Raw genomic sequence first — 16,748 nt, forward strand, 5'->3', positions numbered from 1 at the left:
ATTTCTATCGTTTAGTAACGGAACACCGAAAAATAAACGTTATTTTAACCGATTAGCGCTGTTTGACGATCACGCTTAAGCACGAACGACAGGCTATTGTTATCTGCCCGTTTGAACAACTTCAGCCTCTGACGCTATATCACCACCACCGAGTGATTGATAAAGTTTTGCCTGAATGACGAATTGGTTATAGCGGTTTTCCAACAGTGATGTTTCGATACTGCGTCTCGATTCCATCGCGCTGATCCAATCGATGATATCACTCTCCCCCTGTTGATAGCGGCTACCGTAGATCGCCTCAATTGCTTGCGCGTTAGTATACTGCGCTTGATAAACATCCCCCTGATATCCGAAATGTTGTTTAGCTGTCAACAGGTTCGCCACCTCTTCGAATGCTTGATAAATCGTATCTCGATAATCCACCACCGCCAGCTGATAATCGACTTCAGAAATATCTTTGTTTAATGTCATCTCCTGCCACTCTAAGAAGGGCAAAACAATACCGCTACCCAACGTAGCAACCGGGTTTTGCAATAAATTCAATAAGCTTGAAGATGAGGTGTTTAGCGATCCGGTTAGGGTAAAGGTCGGCATATAGCTGGCATCTAACGCATCTTTAGACGCTAGCGTGGATTTCAGTGCATACAAACTGGCTTTAACATCCGGTCTGCGCAACAGCAGATCCGCCGGAATCCCCGCCTCAATATCAGGGATAAGTTGAGCCGGTAATCGATCGACGTTTATACCAGCGTCTTGCAAAGGCTGATTAAGCAGAATGGAGATCGCATTTTGCGTTTCTGATAGCGTTTGTTGCAATTGACTCAGTTCCACCCGCTGGTTATACAGCGACTGGGTTGACTCTAACACCGCCAGACGGCTCTCTGCGCCAACCTCATATTTGTTTTGTGTCAGCATAACGACCCGTTCAGTATCGGCGATGGTCTGCTCCCTAAGCGCAATCACCTGATTGAGATAGGCGACTTTCCAATACAGCGTCGCCGTTGTTACGACGAGGTTGTGGGCGGTATTCTCACGATCTTCATAACGCGCGCTGGCGGTCCATTCAGCGGCATCGGCCACCGCATCCACCCGTCCCCAAAGATCCAGTTCATAGGCTAGAGATAAGCTCAAACCAAAACTACTATCGGAGCTATCTGCGTCAATATCATATTCCTGTGACGAGGACTGCGAAGCGCTGATGCTTGGTACTTTGTTATTTTCACTGACACCGGCCTCCAGCCGTGCTCTCTTTAACGTCAGCGTCGCTTTTGCCAAATCACTATTGGACGCCAATACCTGATCGATCAACCGATTTAACTGTGGGTCTTCAAATAACGTCCACCAAGCGTCAGGGCGCGCCACGGTTGCGCTCGCTTGCACTTGAGACTGGGACCAGCTTTCTGGAACATCTAACTCTGGCGGCTGATACTCACTGCGCATTGAACTACACCCAGATAACCCAAGTACGCATAACAGCATGACGGTAGAGATTTTGTTGACAATTTTCATTTTAATATCCTTCACCCTAATCTCGGGAAAGTGCCTCAATAGGGTTAAGTCGTGCGGCATTACGGGCAGGCAGATAGCCAAACAGAATGCCAATTAAGGTCGAGCAGGTAAACGCCGCCACGATAGAGGTACCGGAATAGATCATCTGAAAATCGCTACCGCTATAGCTAAAGATGATACCAACGAGATAAGCCAGCCCTATCCCTAACGCACCACCACAAAAGCAAACCAGCACCGCTTCGATTAAAAACTGCCACATGATATCGGTCTGCCTAGCACCGACGGCGATACGGATACCGATCTCGCGTGTTCGCTCGGTAACGGAGACCAACATAATATTCATCACTCCAATGCCGCCCACCAGCAGTGAGATGAAAGCGATAGCCGAAATAAGCATGGTCATGGTATCCGATGTTTTCTCAATACTTTTGCGGATGGTGTCGGTATTGATCGTAAAGAAATCCACCGTGTCATGACGCATCGTTAGCAGACTAATAATGCCCTGCTCTGCCAACTCACTCTCGACATTTTCATCCACTCTAACGGTGATATCGTCGACATAGTTTTGCCGAAAAATACGCCCTGATACGGTGGTATAAGGTAACCAAACATTCAGTTCATCACTGTTACTAGAAACACTTTCAATGGGTTGTGTTACGCCAATCACCCGTACCGGCAGGTGACCAAGAAAGATAACGCTACCCAGTGCATCCCCTTCAGAAAAAAGCGCTTGCTCGGTGTTTTCGTCTATGACCGCCACCTGCTCCATCGCGACGACACTGTCTTCCGCAAAAAACTGTCCCTGCGCCAAGCTATAACCGCGCACACGGAAGTAATCCGTGCCAACCCCCTGCACTGAACCGCTTACCGTTTCACTGGAATAGCGAATTGCCACATTCGCTCTCACCGTTGGTGTAACACTATCGACAAAGGATAAGCTTTTCAGTGCATTGGCATCCGCCGCCGTTAGTGTACGAATCCGCCCAGAACGCCGATCACCGCGACCGGTCCCGGGCTTTATCTCAATGGTGTTGGTCCCCATAGAGGCGATATTATCCATAATCGACTGCTGCGATCCGGCCCCTAGTGCAACCACCGACACCACAGAAGCAATACCAATAATAATGCCTAGCATGGTCAAAAATGTGCGCAGCCGATTATTCGTCATTCCAACCAGCGCCATTTTTAACGCTTCAAGGTAACGTGACCAGTTAAGCGTGCGCGCCAACCTACGGTGCTTAACCGCTGGCGGCTTAATTGTTTGTTGATCGGCTTGTGGCTTATGATCGTCAAGCTCGATTGCAGACAGCGATGCGTCCTCTGCCGCGCTATCACTCGATTGATCGTCATTGATTTTAGTATTGAGCGTATCGCCAATGATCTCGCCATCTTTGATCTCAATGACACGATCGGCAAACTCGGCAATATGCGGATCATGTGTTACCAAAATAATGGTGTGGCCATCACGGTGTAGCTCACGCAGCAGCTTCATCATCTCTTCGCCGCTGCTGCTGTCTAACGCGCCGGTCGGCTCATCCGCGAGGATCACATCTCCGCCATTGATCAGCGCCCTAGCGACACTAACCCGCTGCTGCTGGCCACCACTCAGTTGATTTGGCTTATGCTCTAAGCGATCACTTAATCCCAACCGAGTGAGTAACTGTTTCGCTTTTTTCTGCCGCTCATTAGGCCCTTCATTCGCATAGAGTGCCGGCACTTCGACGTTACCCAAGGCGGTTAAATCACCCAACAGATGATAACGCTGGAAAATAAAGCCGAAGTATTCACGCCGTAGCGCCGCCAGCTCATTTTCATCCATCGCCGAGGTATCTTGGCCATTGATGAAGTAATGCCCTTTATTGGGTTTATCCAAGCAGCCAAGGATATTCATCAGGGTCGATTTTCCCGAGCCAGAGGCGCCGATAATCGCCACCATCTCGCCGCGATTAATCTGAAGATTAATCTCCTTCAAAACCGTCAGTTCGTCTTCTCCGGCAGAAAAGCTACGGCTGACACCCACTACATTTAACAGTGCTTCAGTCATGGGTTATCACCTTCTACCTGAGCCGGGCCGAGTTTGCCCCATCAACCCACTCGCCAGGCCGCCAGCGCTCGCCTTGGCACTGCTACCGCTGGACGACTGACCAATAACGATTTCATCTGTTTCGTTAAGGCCTGACAAGATTTGCGCGTAGACTTTATTATTGATGCCCACCGTCACATCGCGGTATTCCACCTCATCCTTGTTTTTCACCAGCACCTGATAAGCGCTCTTTGACCCCCGCTTGGCGACTAACACCTGCGAAGGCACCAATAACGCTTCCGCTGCCCGCGCTAAAATAATAGAGACCTGCGCAGTCATACCGAAACGCAACAGGTTGTCGGGGTTTTCCACATCAAACAGAGCGTTGTAATAGATCGCCTCATCATCACCAATCGTTAGATCGCTATCATCACCGCTGAGCAAGGTAGGGCCGGGTTCAATCGCCCGTAAAACACCGTGATACTTCTTATCCGTCGCCCCCAAAATGGTAAAATAAACTTCCTGCCCAGCAGCCACATTAATGATGTCGGCTTCAGACACCTGCGCCTTGATGGTCATCACATCCAGCTGTGCCAGCTCGATAATACTGGGCGTCCCCTGATTGTTATTAACCGTCTGGCCCTCTTCGACAGAGACATAAACCACCGTGCCATCAATGGGCGATGAAATGGTGGTGTAACCTAGATCGAGCTTGGCATTATCCACGCTGATAATCGATTTTTCTTTCTCGGCGCTCAGTTGGTCCAGTTCTGCCCGATAGACTGCCAATGATGATTCCGCCGTATCGTATTCCGCTTGCGAAGTAGCGCCATCCACCAGTAGTTTTTGCTTACGTTTAAACTCGGCTTCTGCGGCTTTAATCTGCGCTTGTTTTGCTTTGTATTGAGCATTAATGCTCTTGAGTGATGCTTGCGCTTCTTTCAGCGCATTTTGCTGTGTCAGATTATCGATCTGAGCAATAAGCTCACCCTTTTTTAACGTATCGCCCACCTGAATATCGATTTTTTCGATCAAGCCAGACACCTGAGAACCTACACTCACCAATTTTGACGGATACAAAACCCCGTTGGTCAGCACCACATTTTCGATGTTACCTCGCCTAACAACATCCGTGATATAGGCAGGCTGAACCTGCTGTGCCAAGGTGTATTTATAACCAACCCCGATGGCGACAGCCACAATCAGAAGCAGGACGATCAACGTGTATTTCATCTTCTTTTTCATATCAATCTCTTGAGATCTTGTGACGATTCAACTTCGTGAACACAAACAGGTTTATACAATAGTCACCACTGATTGGCGTGACGATTTTCAATGAACCGGCTTCTGCGTTTCAACATATCGTTCAAAACTAACAGTGAGGGAATCAGACCCCAGCACCAAACCTTGCATCTTGTTTCGCAGCACCGCAGCGGACACATTATCGGACTCTGGCACCGCTAAAAACGTTGACAGTGCATAGAGATGAAAGCTGTAGTTCTTCACTCCAGGCCCTTTGGAACAGGGTGGTGCGTACTCATTTTTCCGATTCACAACATTGCTGCCCAACGCGCCGGCAACTTGTCCAGCTTGAATACCCGACACCGTGGCGGGCACGTTGTACATCCCCCAATACCAACGCAATCCTTCCGGCTTGTTTGGCTTATGTGAGGGAAGAGGAGCGGGAGTGACCTGTGCGGGATAGTTTTCATCATGACCCGCCTGAGGGTCTGGGCTGCCGGCTGGGTACTTGGCCACTTTAGGCTCAGGTTTAGACATCGGCATATGATCCATAATAATGACCAAAGACTCTGTACCCTGCGGTACTCCACGCCAACTTAACGGTGGCGATATACCCTCACCTTCACAGGTAAACTTAACGGGTAAGCGTCCTTCATCAACAAACTCAGAGCTGCTAAGTTCGAGGGAGTCATGAGCCTGAGCCCCAGACACCAGCAGTATCGAGGTAACGAGAGTCAATAGAACAAATTTTTTCGTCTGCATGGCTAATCTCTTTAGTCATTAAGGTAACGATTTTATCAGTTAACTTAAGTCTAACGATTAGACGGCTGGGATGGATGACAATGCTGTCATTTAACGATGGGCAACACTAATCTCATCATCACAACATCTTGCGCGCTGGGCTCAAGTGAAAGATCGCCACCGTGGGCACGGGCTATCTCGCGCGCCAAGCTCAACCCAAGACCACTACCAGAAACACCTTGAATTTGTGCGGACTCGCCACGGTAAAAACGCTCGAATAGCTGACTTCTCACCTGTTCTGACAGTGGTAAACAGGCGTTGCTGATCACCACCTCAATGGTCGAGCCGTTTTCGCTGGCGTTAATCGTAACGCCTTTTTCTGGCAGGCAATAGCGCATCACATTAACGAGTAAATTATTCAGCAGCTGCGTCAGCAAGACACTATCGCCTTGTGTTATTAGGCCTTGCTCGATCGAGCAATGCAGCACTAACGCTTCGGACAACAGCTCCATATCGGCGGTTAGTTCATCTAATAGATCGGTCATATTAATCGGTTCCAGATGAAGTGCCATAGAGCCGGAGTCTGCTTGTGACAAAAGCAGCAATTTACGCGTGATCGCCGAGAGGTGCCCGACTTCATCAAGAATGGCATTGAGGTCTAACTGCGATGAATTTTCAGCGAGCACCGCTTGTTCCAGCTTGCCTCTTAAAACGGTCAGCGGTGTTTTTAATTCATGAGCGGCATCGGCAGTAAAGCGTGAGATTTGCTGAAAGCTATCCTCAAGCCGATCGAGCATTGTATTGTAAGCCTCAATTAAACGCTGAAACTCTTTGTCTTCTTTATGCTCAGGCAAGCGGTGGCTCAGATCTTTCTCGGTCACCCGATCCATGGAACGATGCAGACGATTGATCGGCCGAAGGGTATGACTCGCGATCAGCCAAGAGCCCAACAGACTGAGCAAAAAAGAGAATGGAATCACAACAACCAACGCCTCACGCAGGGTGCTTTTTAACTCCCGGGTGCTGGCTGCCACATCAATGCCGATAAAGCTCTGATAGTCTCGAACCTTTAACAGCGCACCGAGCCATTGCTTCTCTTCATGTTCAAAAAAGGCTACTCGACAATAGGCTTTGGCTTGGTTTTTATCGGCTAATTCTAACTGATCGGCGCTAGCCCAATTGATGTTGCTGATAATCGCGTTGATATCAACACCCTCAGATGTTCTCACAACACCAGCGTCACCAGCATCGAGATAGATCATGACCTCATTTGGTGAGCTAACTCTTAGTTTATTGACTAAGTCAGCAATAATCTGACTATCTGAAGGCTTTCCCGTACTTGAAATCGGTCGATAAAGAGGAGAACCATCGGCATCAAACCGTGGAATCAGTCGCCTTGCTTCCATACACAGTCGGTCATCAAGGCGATTAAACTCGACTTGCATAATGCGTGACCAGCTCAGGGTGATCACAATCGCCAGCACTGCGCTCACCGTTAGCAGGGAGATGGTAATAATCCGTGTGCGAAAATACATGCTAGCCCCTCAGCCTGCGCTCAAACGGTAGCCCGTACCGCGCACGGATTCAATCGCGCCGACCATCTTGCCGGCCCCTTCCAATGATGCGATTTTACGACGAATGCGCTTAATACAGACATCCACTACATTGGTGCAGGGATCAAAATCGTAACCCCAAACATGTTCCAACAACTGGCCCCGCGTTAAGACTTGATTGGGCGAGCGCATCAAATATTCAAGCAGGCTAAATTCGCGGCTGGTGAGTTCCACCGATTGCCCCTGGCAATGAAGACTGCGATTGATGCAATCCAATTGCAGCGAACCAACTTCCAGCAGATGCTGTGCTCTGCCGCTATGGCGTCTCAGTAACGCTTGAATCCGCGCATTCAACTCTTCCACATAGAAAGGTTTGGCCAAATAATCATCGGCCCCCATCTCTAAGCCCTGCACACGATCACCTAACTCATTTCGAGCCGTCAGCAGAATAACCGGCGTCTCAACCCCGATTTGTCGAAGGGAGGCCAAAATATCCAGCCCATCGCGGCCCGGCAGCATAATATCGAGAATAATAACATCGAAAGCCTGACTGCTTGCAGCCTCATACCCCTTATGGCCATCGGCACAGTGGGTAACGCTGAAATTTTTTGCCCGTAAACCTTCACAAATAAAATCAGCAATTTTTTGTTCATCTTCGACTAGCAACAGATTCATTGAGACTCATCCTTAAATGACTCAAACAAGTATCTCAGCTGAGCTATTGCAACCGCAATCAATATGACAAATTTGTCATTTTAGATAAGGCTATTCGCTGACGCCACGGGTTGCCCTATCCATCGTCGATGCATTTAAACCGGCCCTTGAGATGCTTCCTAGCAATTGCAGAAAAGGCTCAGACAAAGAAAAACAATACCCAGTTAAACCTTACTATCTATAACTGCTCACTCAATAGCCTTATTTAAAAATGGATCATAACGTTGCTTTTGATTCCCAATGGCCTATCCGCACTGCTTATATGAATCCTCTGTACAGCTTGATTAATAATGGATTAGCACGACGAACAACCCATAAAAAACTGAATTTAATCGATCAAGCGCTGTCTTCAATTAGTAACCTTTTTTATGTGATCGTTAAAACAAGAGCTAACCTAAATGACATTAATCAAACGCCTCGCTTGCTGTGTTCTCTGCTTTGCAGCAGTACTCTCCCTCAACACCTACGCTGCACCCAAAGCCGAACTATGGGAACACTGGCAACAACAGAACCCACAGAGCAAAACGGTTATTACACACACTGAATGGGATCGTTTTCTGTCAACCTATATCGTGACCAATAATGACAGCACTGCCGCGATACGAGGAATTAATACCTTCAACTACGCTAAAGTCACTCCCAGTGATAAACAGACATTAAAGGCTTACATTGCCAAGCTCACCGCTCTGCCCATTAGTGAATATAACCGTGACCAGCAACGGGCCTACTGGACCAATCTATACAATGCGTTGACCATCGATGTGGTTCTCGACCACTACCCAGTCAAATCCATTATGGATATAAAACTCTCTGGCTTCTTCACTCGAGGTCCGTGGGAAGAGCAACTGGTTACGGTGGAGCAACAGCCTATCAGCCTTAATGATATAGAACACCGTATTCTGCGCCCTATCTGGAATGACCCTAGAACCCATTACGCCGTTAACTGTGCTTCCCTTGGCTGCCCAAACCTGAGTAACAAAGCTTATACAGCAGAAAACATGGAACAACAGTTAGAACAGGCAGCAAGCGACTTTATCAATCATCCGCGCGGGGTTAGCGTTAATAGCGATGAATTAACCGTATCGAGTATCTATAACTGGTTTAAAGAAGATTTTGGTAGCAGTGATACACAGATTATCGAACACTTAAAGCAGTACGCCAAAGCGCCTCTTAAACAGCAACTCGCCGCTATTCAAGAGATTTCAGATGATCAATACGATTGGCAGCTGAATGAGGTACGTTAACCTCAGCCTGTCTTAGCGGCTAACCGCTAAGGCATGACTGCGCCGAATTTAACCCGCTAAATGGCCTTTTCTAGCAGAAAAGGCCATAAGAGCGACTGCACTCTCACTCCTCCACAGTACTGCACTTCTGGTGAGCGTCTCTTTGTTGATGTTTACCAACCCCTTCTGTGTCTCAACAACCGAAACGCTTGCAATATCTACAGCCGCATCCATCACTTCTACAGCATTTTGCCCAGATTCCGCTAGCGCTTTCATAACGAGCAGAATGGGGGACAGGCCGCCGCTTTCCTCGCTTTTACCGTATAGTGTGCTATACATAATGGTGAGTTCGAAAGAAACACACTAACGTTCTAACTCATAAAGAGTTCAGAGCATGATTTATAAAAATAAGCTCTCTAAAAGAGCATAGCTTACCTCCTATTCATGCAGTATTTCATCGAGCCCAATACTCAATGACATTGAAAAACAGTTGGATCAAAAAAGCACTGCCCTTCTTAACACTGATTTTCTTTTTATTCTCGTTACTGTTGATATGGGGATTTCTGACGCTCAATCACAGTAATTATTTTCATCAACTCAATATGCGTCACTTCAAACACACGGCTGCTTTAACCGGTTTAATTTACGAACCGACAAAGCTACTCGAAACAGAAACGCCCATTGATATCAACCAAATTCGTGCCGCTATTATTGATATTCGCAATCAACCGACCGAATGCTTATCCATCATTAATAGCGCTGATCGGCTGCTAATGCGTTTGATTGATACCGAGTCAGTCATTACCATTTGTGAAAGTGATGTCAAAAGCGCCGACGAAACCCTTGAAGCACTCACTCGCTATGAAAATGGTGCTATCAGTATACAGACGCTACAAACTCAGTTGCTAAAGGCGCTTGGTGAATTCAGAACGAACTCAAGCCGATTTGAAATACCGGTTGAAAAGACCGCCAATTTCATAGCCAAAACAACTATCGGAATTATCATTTTATCTTCAATTATCGTTTTGTTTTTTACAGTGCTGCTGTCTCGCGCAGTATCCATCGTACTCACAAAGAGAGAAGAGGCGATGAACGCCCTCGCAAAAAGCGAGGAGCGCAATAAGCAACTGGCCTATAACGACACATTAACCGGCTTACCGAATAGAAATTCACTCGAGCATACAATAAACACCGCTATTGCCAGATCAAGCCGGAGCAAGTCACAGTTTGCGGTTATGTTTATAGACCTTGACCAGTTTAAAGATATCAACGATACCCTAGGCCATACCGTGGGCGACCTGCTCCTAATCGAGATGGGTAAACGTATCGCACATACCCTGAGAGAAAACGATTCAGTGGTCCGTTTTGGCGGGGATGAATTTGTCGCCGTGACAGATTGTTTTGAATCCATTGAAACCGCCGATATCATAGCTCGCCGAATTATCGATGCGATCAGTAAACCGGTCAAGCTAATGGACATTGAATCGTATATTACGGCGAGTATCGGCATTGCCTGCTATCCCCGAAACGGCGAAAACGCCACCGCTTTACTAAAGCATGCAGATACCGCGATGTATCAAGCCAAAAATGCGGGCAAAAATCAGTCTCAAGCCTACGACAAACAAACGGCCATTAAGCAAAACCGTAAACTCAGCATCGTTAACCAACTTCACCAAGCCATTAACAATAATGAATTCCACCTAGTTTACCAACCCGTGGTCAAACTGGCAGACGGCAGCACCGTCGGTAGCGAAGCTCTCTTACGCTGGACGAACGCCGAGAATGAGATCATTGGGCCTGATGAGTTTATTCCTATTGCAGAAAACTCAGGTCAGATCATTGATATTGGTAACTGGGTGCTGCAACAAGCGTGTAGGCAATGTAGAATTTGGCACGACGCAGGTGCCATCAACCATGCAATGGCCATTAATGTGTCTTCCCATCAATTGAAAGATCCACTGTTTACTAAACGCTTAGCGGATCTGTTAACCCGTTTTTCTTTACCCGCAGATTGTATCCACATTGAAATCACAGAAAACAGTGTTATTTCTGAAGATCAATACAGTGTTGCCACGCTGCATGAACTGGATGAGTTGGGTACTCGATTACTGCTAGATGACTTTGGTACAGGTTATTCCTGTTTAAGTTACCTGAAAGACTTACCCTTCGACGTGTTAAAGATTGATAAAAGTTTTATGCCCGCTAATACCACGATTGCATCAACCATTATTGCTATGGGGCATGAACTCAATATGGAAATTATTGCCGAAGGTATCGAAACAAAGAGCTGTTATGAGTATCTCAAAAACCTAAACTGCCAATATGGTCAGGGCTACCTATTCCAAAAACCTGTCCCGCCTAGTGAATTCGATCTTTTCAAACGGTTCAACTAAACAGCATGATGAATCATCATGTCATAGGTTGCTTATAACAACACTTCAATCGCAAACTCAGAGGCCGCAAAGTAAACGCTATGATGCCTCTCAGTCACCCGCTAATCGGTTACTGTCCCATTATCTTAAGGGCGATATAGGGCACGATGAAAAAGATAAGCGATAACGTTTTGTAATTAGCTAGATACTTAAAGTAGATAATGGCTAGCTCATTGTTTGAGATACCAAACATTTTGCTATGAATGGAAGTGATCAACGGCCTCATATAAACCAGCACCGCGCTAACAAAAACCAACATTCCGATATTTAGAAGGGAGGCCCATCCAAGCAGCTCTGTCAGTTGTGATAGTGTCATCATAATGGTGTTCCTTATGGACTAACGGGTCTAGCAACAGAGCTTATACCTGAGAGGGTCGTAGATGACTCAGCGTGAGTAGCTAAGAATAACCCCTTTAAACGGATTATCCATAAAGTCAGGCTGTCCTGGGCGGTCGATTGATAGTGTAAAACCGGCCTCTTCCATCGCTTTACTAAAACGGGCATGTCGTCCACGGCCGGGATCCACCAGTACCACCTCACCTTCAGGCTTACTATGCTGACAGATAAAGCCGGCCAACTGTTTCACGTGCTCATCTTCATAGAGAAGATCGCTACCGATAATCAGATCAAATTTCCCTAAATCAGTTTCAGGATCGGCCCAGCCGGTGCGGACAAAAGGCACCCGTGGGTCATTATTGAGATCGGTATTACACTGCATAAAGCTTTCAGCGCGGGGGTGGTAATCGGTGGCGGTGATATCCGCATGGAGATGATTCAACAAAATACTGGTAAGGCCAATGCCACAGCCGACCTCCAGTATGCGTTTATCTTTAAAATCGGAGTGATACAGATGGTGTGCAAGCACTTTACCCGATGGCCAGACAATACCAAATAAAGGCCAAGTAGCGGATGAGATACCTAAGGCTTCAGCCTCGCCAGCATCATCTTCAAATTCCTGATTGCTGCGAAGGCTTCGCAGATGGATATCAACTTGATCAAACTCATGGGTTTCGTAACGAACGCGTAATGACATATAAGCTCCTGCTAAGTTAGAAAAATAGCAGATGGCTTGAAATACAACGGTTACTTCACAAGGAATATGCTTTGAACCTTCAGGTTACAGCAGATAACGATAAATAGCGAACAGAGGCAGTAGCGAAAAAACGCATCAAAAGATGCGTTTTATAGAGAAATAGAAAGGCCATAATAGATTAGCTAGTCTGTTCTACAATCTTATCGCAGATATAGTTACCAATAGGTATTGCTGAAGTAGCTGCGGGTGATGGTGCATTGCACACATGCAGTGAACGCGGACTTTCAGCAAAAAGAAAATCATGGACCAGCGAGCCATCGTTCATCACCGCCTGCGCACGAATGCCCGCCGGATAAGGCTGTAGATCCTCAAGTTTCAATTGCGGACAGTACTTCTGCACCAGTTTCAAATAGCCTGGTTTCCACAGGGAGTTTTTAGTCTCAACAATACCCGTGCCAATATTAGCCTTCAACACGCGCCAAAAACCGGGAAAGGTCACCATATCCCAGATATCCCGCAGGCTAATATTGATTTTGCCATAACCTTCCCGCTTCCATCCTTGCACCGCATTTGGGCCAACAGTGACTGAGCCGTCGATCATTCGCGTTAGATGAACCCCCAGAAATGGCAGTTCAGGATCAGGAATAGGATAGATCAGATGATTAACGATACTGTTGTATTTATCCGGCAATTTATAATATTCGCCCCGGAATGGGATGATCTGAAAGTCCGTTTTGATACCCAGCATTTTGGTAGTACGATCCGCCATTAAGCCGGAACAGGTAATCAGGAACTTACCTTTAAAGCTAACCGTTTCACCCTGATGTAACGCCTCGACTCGGACCTCATCAGCGGTTTCCTGCAAACCGATCACCTTATGATTTAGGCGAGCATCACCGCCCATCTCAACAAAGCGTTCGGCCATTTTAGTGGTCACTTGCTGATAATTAACAATGGCAGTGTCTTTTACTAGCATGCCACCGACACCGACAATGTTCGGCTCACGGGTTTTTAACTGCTCAGCATCCAGTAGTTCAACATCAATACCATTATCATGACAGCGTTGATACAGCGCCTGCATCCGTTCGGCTTCTAAGGCGTTGGTGGCCACCAGCAACTTACCGCACTGGTTATAGGGCACATCATTGTCATCACAGAACTGCATCGTTGCTGCGACACCCGCTTTGCAGAACTGTGCTTTAAGACTGCCAGGCGCATAATAAACACCCGCATGGATTACGCCACTGTTATGCCCTGTTTGATGCTTTGAATAAACGGATTCTTTTTCCAGCAACAGGATATTAGCGTCTGGAAAGCGTTGTTTTAACTGCCAACCGGTGGACATACCGACGATGCCTCCGCCAATGATAATGTAATCGTATGTCATGGTTATCACCCGTAAATCTGGAATCAATGGAATGCTTTATTAAACGCGCTTGAACATAGCTCACAACAAAAGGCGGAAACGCTTAAGCGCCCCCACCCTGTCTATCGGCCCTGCCTTACTTAGTGAAACGACCACGCTGACGCAGCAACTCACGGCTAAGCTGAGGATGGGCAACAAATTTATCACGGCCATGCAACCAGCAATGGTTTTGCGCAACCAACATGGTACCAACCGGCAAACGTACACGGAAGAAGTTTTCATCCGCTTCCAGTGACGCGCCCATCTCGTAAAGATAAAGACCTTCGGCCATATTCTGCGGCTCGGCAAATTGATCGATAAACAGCATGTTTGGCTTGCCGTTTTTATCTTCTTCAAAAAAGATTGGGTGTTTAATTTTGCTTTCTACATTTTTGGATTTAGGCGCACCCCAAACAATATCCTGTTTCGCTAGTGGGTGACGGTAAAACTTATCGAGTTCGGCCCAATCATCCACATGCAACAGCAATGAATCACCCCCTTCCATATGGGCTTCACCGAGCTTTTGCATCAAAACAAAATCAGTGCGCTCATTCACATAGGTGCCATCATTGTGCAGCTCCATACGACGATGTGCTTGACGCAGGTAACTATCGGAGTTGTCATCGTTCAGTACGGTGAAACGTGCATAGTATTTACCATACATCGCATCATGATTTGGCATGCCGATCAGATGAGAGATAGCCGTCGACAGTTTGATATCAAACTCTGTACGCAACTCACCCTCAGTGACTGCCGGTTGCCCTTCATACTGGAGCAAGAAGGCGGCGGTATTACGATCCTGCATCGTGGCATTCAAGAACTTGCCCAGTGAGTATCCGGTCAACGCATCCAGTTTATCCGCCACGGCAAAGCGTAGAAACGGTTTGTATTCTAGCGCTTGTACAGGCCATTCACTGATCGCCTCATCAAATGCGGCAATGGTTTCCGCCGTCAGTGTCACAACTTGCAAACGCTTGTTCGCAGCATAAGGGGCAACGGAAAAACCATTAGGTTGGGTCGCTTCAACTTCACGTAACAGAGCAGTCATCTTCTTCTCTCCAAAACTGTATTCGTTCTGATTACCAAATATTTTTATAAAGCTCTTTCCAAATGTGCTTACCAAAACTACTGATTAGCACCCGAATACCCTTCAACACCTGCGAGGTTATTGGTACTTGGATAAGGTTCTTTAAAATATTTTTGTTTTCTTGGCAGATATTTAATCCTTGTATTGATCTGCATCACTGCCAACATCGACGCAACGCAATAATGTCGATGTTTTTGCTTATCGTCAACAATATTTTCAAATATTAATCTTAACTATTAAATGTCGGTAAATTAAAATAGGCTGTACAGAGTGAAACAACTCATCAATAAGCCTTTTAAAAACAACCGAATAAGACCCTATCAATGATGACGTACAGCAGCGTAGCAATACCCGACAATGGCGATAACTCTGCCCTGAAAGTGGTAGGTGATCTGAAACAGGATATTCTCACGGGCTACTTTGAACCTGGCGAAAAGCTCAAAATGAACCGTCTAAAAGAGCGCTATCAGGTTGGTGTGAGTCCATTGCGCGAAGCACTTTCGCAGCTATTGATTGAGCAGTTGGTGGTGGTTGAAAATCAACGGGGCTTTAAAGTGCATCCGGTTTCTCGAGAAGAGATGCTAGATATCTACGCGACTCGGGCAGAAATCGAAGCCCTCTGTATCGCGCTGGCGATAGAGAAAGGAGATGATGAGTGGGAAGCCGGTATCTTAGCCGCTGCTCATACCATGCAAAAGTTTAGCGATATGATCGAAACAGACCCACAAGAGTGGGAGCGACGTCATCAGGCGTTTCATACAGCGATCGCTCGAGGTTGTAACTCCCCTACCTTGCTGCAGGTGCGTCGCTCCCTCTATGAAAAAGCGTCCCGTTATCGCAACCTCTGGCTGAAAAAGAATATGGCTAACAGCATGGTTTTCGATGCCAATCAAAAAGAGCATCAACAACTGATTGATGCCCTACTCAAGGGTGAAGGCGAAACCGCCCGCACCTTGATCCGACAACATCTGCTTAGCCCTAGCCGCGCACTGGAGAAAACGCCGGGACTCGAAGCACTATCAGGGTGAGTTTATTCAGCTAGGCTCGCCTTATTACAACGGTTTTATCAAAAAACAGTCTTATCAACCAAAAGGCGCTACACCGATTAACCATTTGTGCGCCCACAGTACGGTAACAACATAGAGTGCTAGGCCCACCACTAGCAAAATCACATCATTGACCCAGGATTTCGGCATTCCGGGCACTGGCCGCGGTTGACGCCTTTTCATTGAGATACGATCAATCACCGCCCACGCTAAGAAGCTGCCAAACAAAATCAGATCAGCTAATGTACCGTTAACTAAAAGATGAGATAGTGCCCAGAGCTTAACGGCCACCAACTGTGGATGCCCTAAAACCCGTTTAATACGCCCAGGAAAATAGGGCGCCAAAGCAAACACAAACACCGGTAGTAATAACAGCGCCGCCAGATGTCTCGTCCAGCGAGGGCTGACATAGATAAGATAGGGATCAAGTCGCGCGGCGCTATAACCACTGATAATCAACCACAAGCCCAGCAATGACACTGCCGCATAAAAGAGCTTCCAACCCAGTTCACTGATGGCAACAGCGCGATCTCGCAATGGCTCCGCCACAATAGAAATGGAATGAATTCCCAAAAAAAGAATCAAACCCAAAATTAAAACCAGCATTGTTAGCCCCTGTACAAAAAGTACATTAAATAAATCTAATAAATAATGCGTATAGCTAACCATAAAAGTGTAACCGATAACCATCATTAACCGATTAATCAATCACAATCCAGCCATTCAATGTCATCTCCCTG

At 46.8% G+C, this 16,748-nt stretch carries 14 protein-coding genes; 3 read left to right on the top strand and 11 right to left on the bottom strand.

Going from position 1 to position 16,748, the window contains the following annotated elements; all coding sequences use genetic code 11:
* Positions 1–99: 99 nt before the first annotated feature.
* The 6 genes from KO512_RS08490 to KO512_RS08515 form a co-directional block, all read right to left on the bottom strand.
* Positions 100–1,509, bottom strand: coding sequence for an efflux transporter outer membrane subunit (locus tag KO512_RS08490; RefSeq protein ID WP_215951905.1), 1,410 nt, complete (start codon positions 1,507–1,509; stop codon positions 100–102).
* A gap of 16 nt (positions 1,510–1,525) precedes the next feature.
* Positions 1,526–3,553 (bottom strand): MacB family efflux pump subunit, encoded by a 2,028-nt coding sequence (locus tag KO512_RS08495; RefSeq protein ID WP_215951906.1) that lies wholly within the window; start codon positions 3,551–3,553, stop codon positions 1,526–1,528.
* Between the two features lie 6 nt (positions 3,554–3,559).
* Positions 3,560–4,777, bottom strand: coding sequence for an efflux RND transporter periplasmic adaptor subunit (locus tag KO512_RS08500; protein ID WP_215951907.1), 1,218 nt, complete (start codon positions 4,775–4,777; stop codon positions 3,560–3,562).
* 87 nt (positions 4,778–4,864) lie between these two features.
* The gene (locus tag KO512_RS08505) at positions 4,865–5,536 is read right to left on the bottom strand and encodes a YbhB/YbcL family Raf kinase inhibitor-like protein (protein WP_215951908.1); all 672 of its coding nucleotides are present in this window, start codon (positions 5,534–5,536) and stop codon (positions 4,865–4,867) included.
* Positions 5,537–5,622: 86 nt separating this feature from the next.
* On the bottom strand, positions 5,623–7,050 hold the full coding sequence (locus KO512_RS08510) for an ATP-binding protein (protein ID WP_215951909.1): 1,428 nt from the start codon (positions 7,048–7,050) through the stop codon (positions 5,623–5,625).
* Between the two features lie 9 nt (positions 7,051–7,059).
* Positions 7,060–7,743 (bottom strand): response regulator transcription factor, encoded by a 684-nt coding sequence (locus KO512_RS08515; protein WP_215951910.1) that lies wholly within the window; start codon positions 7,741–7,743, stop codon positions 7,060–7,062.
* Positions 7,744–8,180: 437 nt separating this feature from the next.
* Here KO512_RS08515 and KO512_RS08520 point away from each other — a divergent pair, with 437 nt between their 5' ends.
* Both KO512_RS08520 and KO512_RS08525 read left to right on the top strand, forming a co-directional pair.
* On the top strand, positions 8,181–9,026 hold the full coding sequence (locus KO512_RS08520; RefSeq protein WP_215951911.1) for a DUF547 domain-containing protein: 846 nt from the start codon (positions 8,181–8,183) through the stop codon (positions 9,024–9,026).
* Positions 9,027–9,478: 452 nt separating this feature from the next.
* Entirely contained in the window at positions 9,479–11,398 is a 1,920-nt protein-coding gene (locus tag KO512_RS08525) for a putative bifunctional diguanylate cyclase/phosphodiesterase (RefSeq protein WP_215951912.1), read from the top strand.
* Positions 11,399–11,507: 109 nt separating this feature from the next.
* Here KO512_RS08525 and KO512_RS08530 read toward each other — a convergent pair whose 3' ends face one another.
* From KO512_RS08530 to glaH, 4 genes are all read right to left on the bottom strand, one after another.
* Positions 11,508–11,756 carry a DUF6868 family protein gene (locus KO512_RS08530; protein ID WP_215951913.1) on the bottom strand — a complete coding sequence of 83 codons (249 nt, stop codon included), beginning with the start codon at positions 11,754–11,756 and terminating at the stop codon, positions 11,508–11,510.
* Between the two features lie 66 nt (positions 11,757–11,822).
* Positions 11,823–12,470 (bottom strand): class I SAM-dependent methyltransferase, encoded by a 648-nt coding sequence (locus tag KO512_RS08535; RefSeq protein WP_215951914.1) that lies wholly within the window; start codon positions 12,468–12,470, stop codon positions 11,823–11,825.
* Between the two features lie 178 nt (positions 12,471–12,648).
* Complete coding sequence (gene lhgO, locus KO512_RS08540) at positions 12,649–13,857, bottom strand: L-2-hydroxyglutarate oxidase (protein WP_215951915.1); 1,209 nt, start codon at positions 13,855–13,857, stop codon at positions 12,649–12,651.
* Between the two features lie 115 nt (positions 13,858–13,972).
* On the bottom strand, positions 13,973–14,923 hold the full coding sequence (gene glaH, locus KO512_RS08545) for a glutarate dioxygenase GlaH (protein WP_215951916.1): 951 nt from the start codon (positions 14,921–14,923) through the stop codon (positions 13,973–13,975).
* A 362-nt stretch (positions 14,924–15,285) separates the two neighbouring features.
* On the opposite strand from glaH, the gene csiR reads away from it, so the two are divergent.
* Positions 15,286–15,990 carry a DNA-binding transcriptional regulator CsiR gene (gene csiR / locus KO512_RS08550; RefSeq protein ID WP_354667739.1) on the top strand — a complete coding sequence of 235 codons (705 nt, stop codon included), beginning with the start codon at positions 15,286–15,288 and terminating at the stop codon, positions 15,988–15,990.
* A 54-nt stretch (positions 15,991–16,044) separates the two neighbouring features.
* On the opposite strand, the gene KO512_RS08555 is transcribed toward csiR, so the two are convergent.
* Positions 16,045–16,614 carry an NnrU family protein gene (locus tag KO512_RS08555; protein ID WP_215951917.1) on the bottom strand — a complete coding sequence of 190 codons (570 nt, stop codon included), beginning with the start codon at positions 16,612–16,614 and terminating at the stop codon, positions 16,045–16,047.
* Positions 16,615–16,748 lie beyond the last annotated feature (134 nt).

Source organism: Amphritea atlantica, from assembly GCF_018860855.1.
Taxonomy (GTDB): Bacteria; Pseudomonadota; Gammaproteobacteria; order Pseudomonadales; family Balneatricaceae; genus Amphritea; species Amphritea atlantica_A.